At 65.3% G+C, this 14,867-nt stretch carries 14 protein-coding genes; 7 read left to right on the top strand and 7 right to left on the bottom strand.

Translation table 11 applies throughout. The features are described from left to right. Nucleotides 1-18: 18 nt before the first annotated feature. The 3 genes from ABT24_RS11355 to ABT24_RS11345 form a co-directional block, all read right to left on the bottom strand. Nucleotides 19-2,592, bottom strand: coding sequence for a penicillin-binding protein 1A (locus ABT24_RS11355; RefSeq protein ID WP_276732176.1), 2,574 nt, complete (start codon nt 2,590-2,592; stop codon nt 19-21). A 92-nt stretch (nt 2,593-2,684) separates the two neighbouring features. Further along, a complete protein-coding gene (locus ABT24_RS11350) occupies nt 2,685-3,263 on the bottom strand; it encodes a hypothetical protein (RefSeq protein ID WP_276707595.1) in 579 nt (192 codons plus the stop codon). 43 nt (nt 3,264-3,306) lie between these two features. After that, nucleotides 3,307-3,717, bottom strand: coding sequence for a hypothetical protein (locus tag ABT24_RS11345; RefSeq protein WP_276732178.1), 411 nt, complete (start codon nt 3,715-3,717; stop codon nt 3,307-3,309). A 279-nt stretch (nt 3,718-3,996) separates the two neighbouring features. Here ABT24_RS11345 and ABT24_RS11340 point away from each other — a divergent pair, with 279 nt between their 5' ends. Both ABT24_RS11340 and ABT24_RS11335 read left to right on the top strand, forming a co-directional pair. Continuing rightward, on the top strand, nt 3,997-5,052 hold the full coding sequence (locus ABT24_RS11340) for a YncE family protein (RefSeq protein WP_276732181.1): 1,056 nt from the start codon (nt 3,997-3,999) through the stop codon (nt 5,050-5,052). A 29-nt stretch (nt 5,053-5,081) separates the two neighbouring features. Further along, nucleotides 5,082-6,125: a sterol desaturase family protein gene (locus tag ABT24_RS11335; protein WP_276732183.1), complete on the top strand. Its 1,044-nt coding sequence runs from the start codon at nt 5,082-5,084 to the stop codon at nt 6,123-6,125. Here ABT24_RS11335 and ABT24_RS11330 read toward each other — a convergent pair. Continuing rightward, entirely contained in the window at nt 6,113-7,081 is a 969-nt protein-coding gene (locus ABT24_RS11330; protein WP_286737841.1) for a cation diffusion facilitator family transporter, read from the bottom strand. The genes ABT24_RS11335 and ABT24_RS11330 overlap by 13 nt on opposite strands. Then, nucleotides 7,082-7,405, bottom strand: a complete 324-nt coding sequence (locus tag ABT24_RS11325; RefSeq protein ID WP_013104170.1) for a DUF1840 domain-containing protein — start codon at nt 7,403-7,405, stop codon at nt 7,082-7,084. Between the two features lie 382 nt (nt 7,406-7,787). Here ABT24_RS11325 and ABT24_RS11320 point away from each other — a divergent pair, with 382 nt between their 5' ends. From ABT24_RS11320 to ABT24_RS11305, 4 genes are all read left to right on the top strand, one after another. Continuing rightward, nucleotides 7,788-9,425 (top strand): cytochrome ubiquinol oxidase subunit I, encoded by a 1,638-nt coding sequence (locus ABT24_RS11320; RefSeq protein WP_276732187.1) that lies wholly within the window; start codon nt 7,788-7,790, stop codon nt 9,423-9,425. A 5-nt stretch (nt 9,426-9,430) separates the two neighbouring features. Continuing rightward, on the top strand, nt 9,431-10,564 hold the full coding sequence (cydB, locus tag ABT24_RS11315) for a cytochrome d ubiquinol oxidase subunit II (protein ID WP_276732189.1): 1,134 nt from the start codon (nt 9,431-9,433) through the stop codon (nt 10,562-10,564). A 14-nt stretch (nt 10,565-10,578) separates the two neighbouring features. Then, complete coding sequence (locus tag ABT24_RS11310) at nt 10,579-10,788, top strand: hypothetical protein (RefSeq protein ID WP_013121842.1); 210 nt, start codon at nt 10,579-10,581, stop codon at nt 10,786-10,788. Nucleotides 10,789-10,909: 121 nt separating this feature from the next. Beyond that, the gene (locus tag ABT24_RS11305; RefSeq protein WP_276732192.1) at nt 10,910-11,113 is read left to right on the top strand and encodes a hypothetical protein; all 204 of its coding nucleotides are present in this window, start codon (nt 10,910-10,912) and stop codon (nt 11,111-11,113) included. Nucleotides 11,114-11,133: 20 nt separating this feature from the next. Here ABT24_RS11305 and eda read toward each other — a convergent pair whose 3' ends face one another. Both eda and edd read right to left on the bottom strand, forming a co-directional pair. Next, nucleotides 11,134-11,757 carry a bifunctional 4-hydroxy-2-oxoglutarate aldolase/2-dehydro-3-deoxy-phosphogluconate aldolase gene (gene eda / locus ABT24_RS11300; RefSeq protein ID WP_276732194.1) on the bottom strand — a complete coding sequence of 208 codons (624 nt, stop codon included), beginning with the start codon at nt 11,755-11,757 and terminating at the stop codon, nt 11,134-11,136. After that, nucleotides 11,754-13,646 carry a phosphogluconate dehydratase gene (gene edd / locus ABT24_RS11295; protein ID WP_276732196.1) on the bottom strand — a complete coding sequence of 631 codons (1,893 nt, stop codon included), beginning with the start codon at nt 13,644-13,646 and terminating at the stop codon, nt 11,754-11,756. Before edd ends, eda begins: the two co-directional genes overlap by 4 nt. Before the next feature lie 135 nt (nt 13,647-13,781). Between edd and ABT24_RS11290 the strand changes: the two genes are divergently transcribed. Then, the gene (locus ABT24_RS11290) at nt 13,782-14,762 is read left to right on the top strand and encodes a glucokinase (protein ID WP_276732197.1); all 981 of its coding nucleotides are present in this window, start codon (nt 13,782-13,784) and stop codon (nt 14,760-14,762) included. Nucleotides 14,763-14,867: the final 105 nt, after the last annotated feature.

The raw sequence follows: 14,867 nt of genomic DNA, 5'->3' as shown, positions 1-14,867 counted from the left end.
GGCATGGTGGCGCTCTCCTCAGGGATTGCCGCCCAGCGATGGCAGGATGGCCCCCGGCTGCAGAGACGGCGGGGGCGCCACGGGCTGGGCCACCGCTGCCGGGTGCGTGCCCGGCCCCTGACCGCGCACGCTGACGGTGGAAGTGCCCACCGGCACGCCGCCGGGTCCGACCAGCATGCCGCCGCTGCCGGTGCTGATGCCACCTGCCGCCAGCGGCGCCGAAGAAGGCGCTGACAGCGGCATCTGGGCGTCGATGGCCAGCGGCGGGAAATTCTGCAGAAAGTAGCCGCTCACCGCGCCTGGGCCATTGGAGGCAAAGCCGGTGGCCGGGTTGACCTGCGACATGATCACTCCAGACGGCACCGGCCAGGGTACGTCGGGCTTGCCCTGCAGCGCGACGCGCATGTAGTCCATCCAGATCGGCAGCGCGGCCTTGGCGCCCTGCTCGCCGCGGTACAGGTCGCGCTGGTTGTTGTAGCCCATCCAGGTGATGGCGACCAGATCGGGGTTGAAGCCGTCGAACCAGGCGTCGTGAAAATTCTGCGAGGTGCCGGTCTTGCCCGCCAGATCGATGCAGCCTAGCGACAGCGCCGCCGCGCCCGTGCCGTGCTGAATCACCGCCTGCATCATCTGCGTGGTGAGGAAGGCATTGGCCGCGCTGATGATGCGCGGCGCGTTCTGACCCGCGATTTCCGGCTTGTGGACATAGACCTCGGCGCCGTGAGCATCGACGATGCGTTTGATGAGATAGGGCTGCACCAGCGAGCCGCCATTGGCGAACACCGCATAGGCCGTGGCCATCTGCAGGGGCGTGAAGCTGCCCGCGCCCAGCACCATGGTGGGATAGGGCGGAATCTGGTCGAGCGGCAGGCCGAAGCGCGAGGCGAACTGGCGGGCGTAGGGAATGCCCACGGCCAGCAGCACCTTGACCGCGCAGACGTTGTCGGAATGCGCCAGCGCCAGGGTGGCGGGAATGGCGCCGAGCTGCTCGTTGTCGTAGTTGTGCGGCGTCCACGGCGGCAGCCCCGGGCCTTGCGAAATGGTGATGGGCGAATCGTCGATGACGGTCGTGGGCGCCAGGCCCTCGTCCACCGCGGCGGAATAGATGAAGGGCTTGAAGCTCGAACCGGGCTGGCGGAAGGCCTGATTCACATGGTCGAACTTCTCGTGGTTGTAGTCGAAGCCGCCCACCCAGGCGCGCACCGCGCCGTCATGCGGATCGACCGACACCAGCGCCGACTGCACATCGGGCATCTGCGCGATGCGCCAGCCCTTGGCCAGCTTCTGCAGCCAGACCACGGCGCCACGATCGATGCGCAATTTGTCAGTGGCTTTGGGTGACAGGCCCGCAGCGGCGAAGCGCAATGCATCGCCGCTGAGTTCCACCGTGTTGCCCGATTCGAGCACGGCCTCGACCAACTTGGGGCTGGCGTGCAGCACCACGGCCGGATGCAGGCTGCCGGCCGCGTCGTAGGGTTTGAGCGCCTTGACCGCCACGCCGAGCGCATCGGCATCGTGCGCGGGCAGATCGATGCGCGCCTGCGGTCCGCGCCAGCCGTGGCGCTGGTCGTAGGCCAGCACCCCGGCGCGTACCGCGTCCACCCCCGCCTTCTGGTCACGGTCATGCAGGGTGGTGTAGACCTTATAGCCGTCGGTATAGGCCGATTCGCCGAACCGCGCCACCATGATCTCGCGCACCTGCTCGGCGGCGTAATCGGCGTCCACCTTGTAGCGCAGCAGACCTTGCCCGGCCACCACATTCAGAGGCGCCTGCATGGCGTCGTCATACTCCGCCTGGGTGATGTCGCCCAGCGCCTTCATGCGGCCGAGCACATAATGCTGGCGAATGAGCGCGGCCTTGATATTGGTCTGCGGGTTGAAGGCCGAAGGCGCCTTGGGCAAGCCCGCGAGCACGGCCGCCTGCGCCAGCGTGAGCTGGTCGAGCGGCTTGCCGAAATAAACCTGCGCCGCCGCCGCCACGCCGTAGGCGCGCTGGCCGAGATAGACCTGATTCAGATAGCGCTCCAGAATCTGATTCTTGCTCAGCTCATGCTCGATTTTGTAGGCCATCAGCGCTTCGGTGAACTTGCGCAGCGGCGTTTTTTGCGGGCTGAGATAGAAGTCGCGCGCCACCTGCATGGTGATGGTGGACGCGCCCTGCACGGCCGCCCCGTGCATCAGGTCGGCCAGGGCGGCGCGAAACACGCCCGTCCAGTCCACCGCGCCATGCTCGTAAAACTGCGAGTCTTCGGCGGCGAGAAAGGCCTCGCGCACCTGTAGCGGAATCTGCTCGAACGGCACCACGGTGCGGCGCTGCACGCCAAACTCGCCGATCAGCGTGCCCTCGGCCGAATACACCCGCAGCGGCAGGTCCGGGCGGTAATCGGTGAGTTCGCTCAGCGCGGGCAAACGCGGATAGAGCATGACCACGGCAAACACCAGCGCCAATACTCCGGCCACGCCCAGCAGCACGGCGCCGAGCAAAAATTTGAGCCAGAGTGGCCGGGAACGCACAGCGCGCTTGGGGCGCTTGTCGCGGCCTGCAGGCGGCTTGGGAGAACCCGCAGGGGCGGAGTCAGCAGAGGTACTCATAGTCGCGGGGCATGATAGCCGCCGCATCCGCTAAAACACCCGCCATCCTGTGAGCAGTTGTGACCCGACGTAACGATCTGCGCGGCGCGCCCTCATTGCGCCGGAGGATAGGTCGGTGGATAGGCCGGCTGCGGCTGATAGCTCGGCTGTTGCGGCGCCGGCTGGTAAGACGGCTGCGCGGGATAGGCCGGGGGCGGAGGCGGCGCCACATAGCGCGGCGCGGCATAACCCGGCACCTGCGCACCTCTTGAGTACATGCACTGCTGATACGCAATGTTGTAAGCGCGCTGCGCACTGCCCTGCGTGTCGCCATAAGACCCCGCACCGCCCGCGCTGCCCGCGAGCAGGCCGAGGCCCGCGCCCACACCGGCCCCCTGGCTGTTGCCGCCGATCAGCGCCCCGGCTGCGGCCCCGATGCCGGTGGCAAGGGCCGCCGAGGTCACGCCGGAATTGCTCGCGCCGCCTTGGTAGGGCGCGGCCTGCTGCTGCGCAAACTGGCGGCAGCTCGCATCGATTGCCTGAAACTGCTCAAAAGGCATACCCGGCGCCGGCATGACCGCAATCGTGGGCCCGAGCGGCGGGGTGGCACAGCCCCCCAGCACGAGGGCGCCCAAAGCGGCAGGAAGAAGAAACAGGGGACGGGAAAACCGAAGGTTTCGATAAATTCGCATGATGCTTCCTCGATAGATCGTTATAAAAAGTGGAAAGCGTGAATCACTTGGCAGGCGCCGGAGGTGGCGGAGGCGGCGAGGCAGGCACCGACGTCCATCCGCCCGGGCAGACCGAGACATAGGGGTAGTAGCCCGCCGGGTTCTGGCAGTAGTACCAGAACGACTGGGGCGCCGGGCCGGGCGGCAGCGACTGCACCACCACCGGCTGCCGCTCCACCACGACCGGAGGGCTCCAGGCGGACCAGCCGCCATAGCCCGGGAAAGGCCCATACCAACCGGGCTCGTACCAACCGCCGTCCCAGCCAGAACCCCAACCCGGTCCCCAGCCGTAGTAAGCCGGCACGCCAATACCGATACTCCAATGCACGCGCGCCTGAGCCAGGCCCGGCACGAGCAAAGCCCCGACCGCCGCGGCGGCCAACAAAACCATCTTGATTCGGGATAAGGGATGCATATCAACTCTTTTCTGTTTGGAACGCGGCCGCCTGACCAAGTTCCGCCACACGCCCACAACCATGCCCACCACAGGCTTTGCACTTTAACGAGCATCAGCCCCCAATGGGGGACAACCCATGGGGTGCGGGGAATGCAAATTTTTAATGCGGATTGATTGCAGACTGTTTCTGGTCAACAGCTCGGCCTGCGCGCGCGTTACAGTTGCGGCCGCAGCGCGTCCTGATGACCCGTATTCGGGGCTGCAACGCGCCTTCCTGAGTGCTTCCTTGGTGATCCCATGCGTAAATTCCTGTTTGTTTTCTCGGTCCTGTTGGCACAGACCGGATTGGCGCAGGCCAAGGACGATGTGGTGGTGGTGCTCGATTCGGGCGACGCCCGCATCACCCTGATCAACCAGGACACCCGTCAGCCCATCGGCAGCTTTGCCACCGGCAAGGAGCCGCATCACCTGATGGCCACGCCGAACAATCAAGACCTGATCGTCGCCAACGCGGTAAGCGGCGACCTCATGTTGCTCAACCCGCAGACGGGCAAGCCCATCGGTAACGTGCCCAATATTCCCGACCCCTACCAGATCGGTTTTTCGCCCGATCACCGCTGGTTCGTGGTGAACTGCCTGCGCCTGAACCGGGTGGACATCTACAGCTACGACCAGGGCAAGTTCCTGCTCGCCAAGCGTATTCCCCTCAAGTCGCTGCCCAGCCACATGGCATTCACCGCCGACAGCAAGACGGTGTACATCAGCCTGCAGGAAACCAATTCGGTGGCCGCCATCGACCTGCCCACGCAAACCGTGATGTGGACGCTCAAAGTCGGCGAAACCCCGGCCGGGCTGTGGCTGACGCCGGGGGACAAAACCCTGTTGGTCGCGCTGACCGGCAGCGATGCGGTGGTGGCCGTCGACCCGCGTACCCGCACGGTGTTCAAGCGCATCGTCACCGGCAAGGCGGCGCACAACTTCCGCTCGATGGCCGACGGGCGGCATGTGCTGGTGAGCAACCGTGTGTCCGACACCATCAGCATTCTCGACATGGACACCCTCACCAAGGTGGGCGACATCACCGGCCTGCGCCCGGGGCCGGACGATATGGAGCTGTCCGCCGATCGCCGCTGGCTGTGGGTGACCTTCCGCTTCGCCCGCTCGGTGGGGGTGATCGACATGGACACGCGCAAGCTGGTGGATGTGATTCCGGTGGGCAAGTCGCCGCACGGCATCTACTTCTACAACCGCGCGCCGTTCTACGACAACCTGCCGCCGCTGTCTACGCTGGCGCGCCAGCAGGCTGCATCAATGCAGCTGAAACCGACCCCGACCATCGCTGCCACGCGCTGAGCTCCCGCCGATCTCCTTCAGCCACCGCCATGCTCAATCCGCTCGACTGGATCAGCCACGCCACCAGCCTGCTCATCGGCGAGGCGCAGACCTGGGTGTTCGTCACCCTGGTGCAGCCGGTGCTCTACCACTTTCACCTCATGGTGGATGACGATTTCGCCTATGACGGCGTGCTGTGGTTTCTCGCCGGGCTGCTGCAGATCGGGGTGGTGTATGCCGTGTTGCGTCCGCTCGAAGCGCTGCGGCCGCTTGAAGTCTGGCCCAACCGCCGCGCGGTGCGGGTGGATGTGCTCTACACCTTCATCAACCGCCTTGGGCTGATCAATTTGGTGTTGTTTTTCACCCTGCAACCCGCGTTTGACAGCCTGCAGGAATGGTTCCGTCTGCGCGGGGTGGACAACCTCAACCTCGACGCGCTGTGGCCCGGCATCACCGACCGGCCGCTGATCAGCTTCCTGATCTACCTGATCGTGCTCGACTTTGCTGGTTACTGGTATCACCGCGCCCAGCATCAGATCCAGTGGTGGTGGGAACTGCACGCGGTGCACCACAGCCAGCGTCAGCTCAGCCTATGGTCGGACGATCGCAACCATGTGCTCGACGACGTGCTGATGGCGGCATTTTTCGCAGCGCTGGCGCTGTTGATCGGCGTGCCGCCCAACCAGTTTGTCGCGCTGTCGCTGGTGTCGGGCGCGCTGCAAAGTCTGCAACATGCCAACATCCGGCTGTCTTTCGGCTGGCTGGGCGAGCGGCTGCTGGTGAGCCCGCGATTTCACCGCCTGCATCACGCGGTGGGCTTCGGCCACGAGCTCGGCCACCAGAACAATGCGCGGCTGTATGGCTGCAATTTCGGCGTGCTGCTGCCGTGGTGGGACGTGCTGTTCCGTTCGGCCGACTTCACCACACCGCTGCAGCCCACCGGCGTTCGTGCCCAGCTTGCCGCGCCAGACGGCCAGGGCGAGGATTACGGCGACGGCTTCTGGGCGCAACAGGGGCTCGGTCTGCGCCGCATGGTTCGGCGGCTGTTTGCGCCATTCGCTGCGCCGACCCTGCCAGATCGTCAGCCCAGGTGACAATGGGACTGACCGGGGCCGATGCAGGCACCAGCCTCGATCTGCACCGTGGCATGCTCGATGCCCAGCGCGTCATGCAGGCGATGATGCACTGCGCGCAAGGTCGCCTCCGATTCGGCCTGGGCCGCCAGGCGCACATGCAAAGTCACCACCGGCTCTGCGCCATCGAGTGACCAGACATGCACATGGTGGGCTCCCGCCACCCCCGGCACGTCGGCCAAGGCCTCACGCACTTCGCTTGCGCTCAGACTCGCAGGCGCACCTTCGAGCAGCACGTGCGCGCTATCGCGGGTGAGATGCCAGCCCGAGCGCAGGATGAGCGCCGACACCAGCAGTGACAACAGCGGGTCGGCCACCGTCCAGTTGAACCCCAGAATCAGCCCCGCCGCCAGCATGGCCGCCGCCGAACCCAGCAAGTCGGACAGCACATGCAGCCGCGCCCCACGTTCATTCAGCGACTCGCCGCCCGTCAGGGCAAATAGCGCCCCCAGATTGGCCAGGCCGCCCAGCGCGGCGATGACCAGCATCCAGCCGCCCTCCACCGCCTCGGGCCGCCACAGACGCTGCAGGGCCTCGACGATCAGCCCCACGGTCAACAGCAGCAGCACCAGCCCATTGACGAAGGCCGCCAGCGTCTGCCAGCGTCCGTTGCCATAGGTCAGTCGCGCACTCGGCGGACGGGCGCTGAGGCGGATGGCTACGAGCGCCAGCAGCAGCGCGGCGCTGTCCGCCGCCATATGCACCGCGTCGGACAGCAGCGCCAGCGAGTTCACCCACCAGCCGCCGACCGCCTCGATGACGGTGAAAATCAGCAGCACGGCCAATGCCCACCGCAGTCGGTGTGCGCTGGCGCCTCGGGCATGGTCGTGGCCGTGATGCCCTGCGGCGTGTGCGTGTGCGCGATCGCGATGAGGCGCGTGATCGTGCGCCGCATGCGTGTGCTCAGGGTCCTGCATTCACACGCCCCAGACAACCGGCGTCTGCGCTTCCTGGCAACGCTTGAGCATCTGGATGAACGGCCAGGACCGCTGCTTCAGGCCGATGGGTTGCGCCGCCGAGACCACCTGCCCGTCCGCAGCGGCCGACTCCATCGCCGCGTTGCGCGCCTGTTCTTCTGCGTCCACGGCCGCTTCAAGGGCGGCAATGGCCGCTGGCATTTCGGACGGCTCGATGATGCCTTGCGCGCCCGCCGACTTGCCGATGATGGACAGAATGCGTTCGGCCGGGCCGACGTTCATGAACAAATCACTGTCGGCCTTGGATTGAAATTTGTAAATCATGGGGGCTCCTTGCAGGGGAAACGTCGTTGCGCCGTCTCTCAGATGCATTGTGCCGACGCTGACGGTCGAATGCCATGCAAATGTCCTTTTCTGGAATGGGTCGTCTGCAGCTCGCCCGCGTCGCGTGGGCGCAGCAAAACCGCAGAAAAAGCTTCCACCCACATGAAAAATCAACGCAGACGAGCAGACTGCGACGTTTTGTCGCAGAACAATGCAGCGTAAGGGCCACTGCCAAGCCTAGGGAATTCCCGGACATTGCTCCAAATCAAAAAAACGAGATACGTGGGCGCCTATCCTTGCTCCGTGTTCTTCGCCGCGTGGGTGTCAATCAGCCGCGCCATGCTGCGCAAGACCCACGGATCGACACAACAGGAGCGCCAAAATGATCGACACCCTCGTCGTGGACTTATCGCGGTGGCAATTTGCCTCCACCGCGCTATACCACTTCCTTTTCGTCCCCCTCACCCTGGGCATCAGCTTCATGATCGCCGCCATGGAGACGGTTTACGTCACCACCGGCAAAACGATCTACCGCGACATGACCCAGTTCTGGGGCAAGCTGTTTCTTATCAACTTCGCCCTGGGCGTGGCCACCGGCCTGACCATGGAGTTCGAGTTCGGCACCAACTGGTCGTTTTATTCCAGTTTCGTCGGCGACATCTTCGGTGCGCCGCTGGCCATTGAAGGACTGATGGCCTTCTTCATGGAATCCACCATGATCGGCATGATGATCTTCGGCTGGAAGCGCCTGACCAAAGGTCAGCATCTGCTGGTGACCTATCTGGTGGCCATCGGCTCCAACCTGTCGGCCTTGTGGATTCTGGTGGCCAACGGCTTCATGCAAGACCCGCAAGGCGCCGCGTTCAACCCGGTGACCATGCGCATGGAACTCACCAACTTCGGCGCGCTGATTTTCAGCCCGGACGCGCAGGCCAAGTTCGTGCATACCAGCATCGCCGGTTACGTCACCGCTGCGGTGTTCGTTGCCGGGGTGAGCGCCTGGTATATGGTGCGCAACCGCCATATGGAACTGGCTCGCCGCTCCTTCCGCATGGCCGCGCTGTTCGGCGTGCTGTCCACTGCCGGGGTTATCACCCTGGGTGACGCGCTGGGTTTCGTCGGCGCGCATGCGCAGCCGTCCAAGCTCGCCGCCATGGAAGCCATGTGGCAAACCGAGGCTGCGCCTGCTCCGTTCAATGTGGTGGCTTGGCCGTCGCAGAGCGAGCAAAAGAACGTCTGGTCTATCCAGGTGCCGTATGTGCTGACGCCGCTGCTGACCCACACCCTCACCAAGGTCGTGCCGGGTGTTGACCAGATCGAGGCGGACGCGAGGCAGCGCATCAAGAACGGCATTCCGGCGGTGGAAGCGCTCAAGCTGCTGAGCAAGAACCCCAACGATGCCGCTGCCATGGCGCAGTTCAAGGCGCACGAAAAAGACCTGGGTTTCGGTTTCCTCGCGCAGCGCTACTCGCCTGAACAAGATGTCTCCAAGGCAACGGACGCGGACATCGCCAAGGCCGCCAAGGACACCATCCCCGAAGTCTCGGTGATTTTCTGGACCTTCCGTCTCATGGTCGGCATGGGCCTGCTGATGTTGGCCTACTTCGTTTACGCCGCCATGCTCACCATCAGCGGCAAGCTGGAGCAGCCGAAGAACCGCTGGTTCCTCAAATTCGCCCCGTGGATGATTCCCGTGCCTTTCCTCGCTTGCGAAATGGGCTGGCTCACTGCTGAAGTGGGCCGTCAACCCTGGACCGTGTTCGGCATGCTGCCTACCTGGATGTCTGCATCCAGCCATAGCGTGGGCTACATGATCTTCTCGCTGGTGGGCTTTGTGTCGCTCTACTCCATCTTCATCGCCGTCGAGATGTATCTGATGGTGCGCGCGATCAAGCAAGGGCCGGAAGAGCACGGCACGCCGTCCACTCCGACCATTCCCCAAGGCCGCAAACCCCAGCCGTCGTTCGGCGGTGGTTTCGCCCCCAACCCGGCCGCTCCGATGAGCGCCCATAAGGAGTAATAGTCATGGACTTGTATCTCATCCTTCAAGTCTTGTGGTGGGTTCTGCTCGGCGTGCTGTTCGTCGGGCTGGGCACCATGGTCGGCATGGACATGGGCGTGGGCACGCTGCTGCGCTTCATCGGCAAGACCGATACCGAGCGCCGCTCCATGCTCAATGCCATCGGCCCCCACTGGGACGGCAATCAGGTGTGGTTCATTCTCGGCGGCGGCGCGATCTTCGCGGCCTACCCGCTGATCTACGCCACTTCGTTCTCCGGTCTGTATGTGGTCATTCTGCTGCTGCTGTGGAGCATGATCGTGCGCCCGCTGGGGTTTGAATACCGCAGCAAAATCGCCTCGCCGGCCTGGCGCAATGCCTGGGACTGGACGCTGCTGCTCAGCGGCACGCTGCCGATGATCATTTTCGGCGCCGCCATGGGCAATATGCTCATGGGCGTGCCCTTCCACTTTCAGTGGGATATGCGCTCGGTCTATACCGGCAGCTTCATCACCCTGTTCAACCCGTTCTCGGTGCTGGCCGGCCTGCTGTCGCTGTCGCTGTCGGTCTATATGGGTGGCGTGATGATGATGGGCCGCGCGCCCGAACCCGTCGCGGGCCGTGCCCGCACTGCAGCGGGCTATGCCGCGCTGGCTGCCATCGTGCTGTTCGCAGTGCTCGGCGTGTGGGTCAGCATGGTCAACGGCTACAAGATCGTGAGCTTCCCCGGAGCCGGCGTGCCGCAAACTCCGCTGCAGCAAACCGTCGAACTGGTGCCCGGTGGCTGGCTCTCCAACTACAAGAGCTATCCCGTCCTCTGGGCCGTGCCCTTGCTCGGTTTTGCCGGTCTGTTCTTCGGCTGGACGAGCGTGCGCGGCAACAAGCACACCCTGGCTTGGTGGCTGGGCGCGGTATCGTGGATCGGCGTGGTCGGCACCATCGGCGTGGCCATGTTCCCCTTCCTCATGCCGTCGAGCTCCAACCCCTCGCAAAGCCTGACCCTGTGGAATTCCATCTCCAGTGAAACCACGCTGCTGTGGATGACCGGCTGGACCGTGGTGTTCGTGCCCATCATCTTCTGGTATACCAGCTGGGCGTTCTACGTCATGCGCGGCAGGGTCGATCCGAAGGAAGTCGAAGCCGACCCCCACGCCTATTGAGCAAGGATCTCATCATGAAAAACCTTCTTTATTTCGTGCTCTTCATGACCATCGCGCTGATTGCGATTGTCATCGGCGTGATCATCGGCGACTATGCCTCCTGGTACTTCGCCTGGATCGTGGGCACCGCGATGATCGTGCTGGTTTCTGCCGCCTCGGGCGCCTTTTTCGACGCCCAGGAAGATGACCGCCGCAACGGCGGCGCTCCACGCGGCGGCCACTGAGTCACGCCGCACCGAAGGCTCTCGCTTCGCGGCAGAGCCTGCTCCAGGGCCAGGGCAACCTGGCCCTTTTTATTGCAACCTTCGGTTTTGCTGAAACCTTTGGTTTTTATGGATGACAGCCATGAAAAAACTACTCTCTCTCGCGCTGTTCCTGGTCATCGGTGCCGTTGTGATCGGCATCGGCATCCTCGTGGGCAGTAACGCCTCGTGGTATTTCGCCTGGATTTTCGGCACCGCTTTTTTCGTGCTGCTGCTGGCAGGCGCCGTCTTGTGGTTCGAACGTCTGGATGAACCCCGCACAGCAGAGCCGCAGCAGCCGAACTGACCCAGCGAGCTGTCGGCCCCTTAGCGTCGCAACGCCGCCGCCTCACGCGCTAGGGCGGTGATGGCGGCCCAGTCGTGCGCGGCCAAGGCCGCTTCGGGCGCCAGCCAGGAGCCGCCCACGCAGCCTACGTTGGGCAGCGCCAGATAGGCCGCGGCGTTGCCCGGATGAATGCCCCCAGTGGGGCAGAACAGCAATTGCGGCAGCGGCCCATGCAAGGACTTGAGCAGCGCCTGACCGCCCACGGCTTCGGCCGGAAACAGTTTCATCACGGTGAAACCCGCGTCCAGCGCCGTCATGGCTTCGCTAGCGGTGGCCACGCCGGGCACGAAGGGCAAGCTGCTTGGGCGAGTAGCCGCCAGCAGCGCGGGCGTCAGCCCGGGGCTGATGCCGAACATCGCGCCTGCGTCTTGCGCGCGCTGCCAGTCGCTCGGGCTCAGCACGGTGCCCGCGCCCACCAGCGCACCGGGCACGCGGTCGTGAATCTGACGGATGGCGTCCAGCGCGGCCGGGGTGCGCAGCGTCACCTCCAGGGTGCGAATGCCGCCGGCCACCAGCGCCGTGGCCAGATCGACAGCCAGCCCGGCATCGCGGATCACCAGCACGGGCATCACCGGCCCGGCGCGCAGCAGTTCTTCGGCGGTCATCGCGTGGCTCCTGCTGCGACGGGCACAGCGGACAAGGCGGGCTCAGGCTTGGCCCAGTCGGGATGCTGAAAGCTGGTCGCCCCCTGCTCGGCACCGTCCACATGGTGGCGGAAGGCGGCGAACAGCTCGCGGCCCACGCCGTATTGGCGTCGACTGAGGTCGACGCTCTGCGCCTGGCGCGCGGCCCAGACTTCGGGGGGCACTTCGGCGTTGACTTCTCCGGTGTGGGCGTTCAGGGTGATGAGATCGCCTTCGCGTACCTTGGCGATCGGCCCGCCGTGCGCCGCCTCGGGCGTGACGTGAATGGCCGAGGGCACTTTGCCGGAGGCGCCCGACATGCGCCCGTCGGTCACCAGCGCCACCTTGAAACCGCGCTCCTGCAACACGCCCAGCGTGGGCATGAGCTTGTGCAGTTCGGGCATGCCGTTGGCCGCCGGACCCTGAAAGCGGATGACGGCGACGAAGTCGCGCTCGAGCTCGCCGCGCTTGAAGGCGGCGAGCAGGTCGTCCTGGTCGTCAAAGATGAGGGCGGGCGCGGTGATCACGCGGTATTCGGGTTTGACCGCCGAAACCTTGATGACGGCACGCCCCAGATTGCCCGTCATGAGTTTGAGGCCGCCGTCTGGGGCGAACGGATCGGAGACGGGTCGCAGAATGTCGCGGTCGAGCGTCTCGTCGTTTACCGGGCGCCAGACGAGCTGGCCGCCATCGAAGCCGGGCTCCTGCGCGTAGCGCGCCAGGCCGGGCCCGGCCACGGTCTGCACATCGGGGTGCAGCAGACCGGCGGCGAGCAGTTCGCGAATGACAAAGCCCATGCCCCCGGCCGCGTGGAACTGATTGACGTCGGCTCGGCCGTTGGGGTAGAGCTTGGTGAGCGTGGGCACGGCCTTGGAGAGATCGTCGAAGTCGGTCCAGTTGATGTCGATGCCCGCCGCCCGGGCAATGGCCACGAGGTGGATGGTGTGGTTGGTCGAGCCGCCGGTGCATAGCAGGCCGACGAGGCCGTTGACGATCACGCGCGCATCGACCAGTTCGCCAATCGGGGTGTACTCCGGGCCTTCGGCAGAAATCGCCACGGCGCGGGTGGCGGCCGCGCGGGTGAGCGCTTCGCGCAGCGGCGTGCCAGGGTTGACGAAGGCCGAGCCGGGCAGGTGCAGGCCCATGATCTCCATGAGCATCTGGTTGGAATTGGCGGTGCCGTAGAAGGTGCAGGTGCCCGCGCTGTGATACGACTGCATCTCGGCTTCGAGCAGTTCGGCGCGGCCGATCTTGCCTTCGGCATACAGCGCGCGGATGCGGGCCTTCTCGTCGTTGCCCATGCCGCTGGTCATGGGGCCGCCGGGTACGAATATGCCAGGCAGATGGCCGAAAGCCAGAGCGCCAATCAGCAGGCCGGGCACGATCTTGTCGCACACCCCGAGGTAGAGCCCGGCGTCGAACATCTGGTGGCTCAACGCCACCGCCGTGGCCATGGCGATGACGTCGCGCGAAAACAGCGACAGCTCCATGCCGGCCTGCCCCTGGGTCACGCCGTCGCACATCGCGGGCACGCCCCCGGCGAACTGCGCCGTGGCGCCCGCCGCCTGCGCGGCCTCCTTGATCCAGGCCGGAAACGCGCCCAGCGGTTGGTGCGCCGAGAGCATGTCGTTGTACGCGGAAACGATGGCCAGATTGGGCCGGGACTGCGGGGTGATTTCCTTGAGCATCCGCTTGGCCGGCGCCGGGGCGGCCGCCATCGCGTGCGCCAGGTTGGTGCAGGAGAGGTGCCCGCGCTCGACCTTGCTGCCCCGCGCTGCGCGCACGCGCGCCAGATAAGCCTCGCGCCGCGCCGCGCTACGCGCCTCGATGCGCTGCGTCACGGCCACTAATACGGGATGCAAAGAAGACATGGCAACTCCAAACTGTCATTTAACGATAGGCCGCGATACTCCACACCGCAGGCCATCAAGGGGCTCAAACCCGCTTCATCAGGCAACATACTATGCCTACCGTGCTGGCAAGGCTGCTCAGAGTACACCCCCAAGATGACTGCGAATCTCTCCCTTCCTGCCACCCGCCTGGTCGGCGACATCGGCGGCACCAATGCCCGATTCGCCCTGCACACCGCGCAAGGGCTCAGCGATATTCGCGTGCTGCCCACGGCGGATTACGCCCGCTTTGCCGATGCGCTGCTCGCCTATCTCGCCGCCACGGGCGCGACCGCCGTGCGCCATGTCGCCATCGGTATCGCCAACCCGGTGTATGGCGACCAGATCCGCATGACCAACCATCACTGGGCCTTTTCCATCGCCCAGACCCGCGCCGAGCTGGGGCTGGAGACCTTTCTGGTGCTCAACGATTTCGCCGTGCTCGCGCGCGCCCTGCCCGAGTTGCCCGCGGCCGAGCTCGTTCAGGTGGGCGGCGGCAGCGCCGTGCCCGGCGCGCCGCTGGCGCTGCTGGGCGCGGGCACCGGCCTGGGCGTGTCGGGCTTGATTCCCGACGGACAAGGGGGCTGGAAGCCGCTGGCGGGCGAGGGCGGGCATGTGAGCTTCGCCCCTTTTGATGAGCGCGAGGTGGCCATCTGGCGTCTGGCGCATGCGCGCTTCGGCCATGTTTCGGCCGAGCGTCTGCTGAGCGGCGCCGGGATGGCGTTTTTGCATCAGGCGCTCGGACAGATCGCCGGGCAGACGCCGCCCGAGCGCAGCGCCGCCGAAATCACCCGCCTGGCCCTGGACGGCAGCGACGCGCTATGCCACGACGCAGTGACGCTGTTCTGCACCTTGCTGGGCACGGTGGCGGCCGATCTGGCCATTACCCTGGGGGCGCGCGGCGGGGTGTATATCGGCGGCGGCATTGTGCCGCGGCTGGGCGACTTCTTTCGGCATTGCCCGTTCCGCCAGCGCTTCGAAGACAAAGGGCGCACCTCGCCGTATCTGCGCGATATTCCTGTCTGGGTGATCCACAGCCCCTGGCCTGCACTGCTTGGCGCAGCCGCGGCGCTTGATCAGTTTCTGCAGTCGCACTGACTCTTCTTTTCCCGCGGGAAACAGCGCGGCGCCTACCGAGCGCCCCCAGGGCCGGGCAATCCCCACCCCAACCCTCCCCACAAGTGGGGAGGGAGTGATCTCACC

Source organism: Thiomonas sp. SCN 64-16 (genome assembly GCF_001725585.1).
GTDB lineage: Bacteria > Pseudomonadota > Gammaproteobacteria > Burkholderiales > Burkholderiaceae_C > Thiomonas > Thiomonas arsenitoxydans.
The sequence above is the reverse complement of the archived record's forward strand: the minus strand, read 5'-3'. Positions and strand labels throughout refer to the sequence as shown.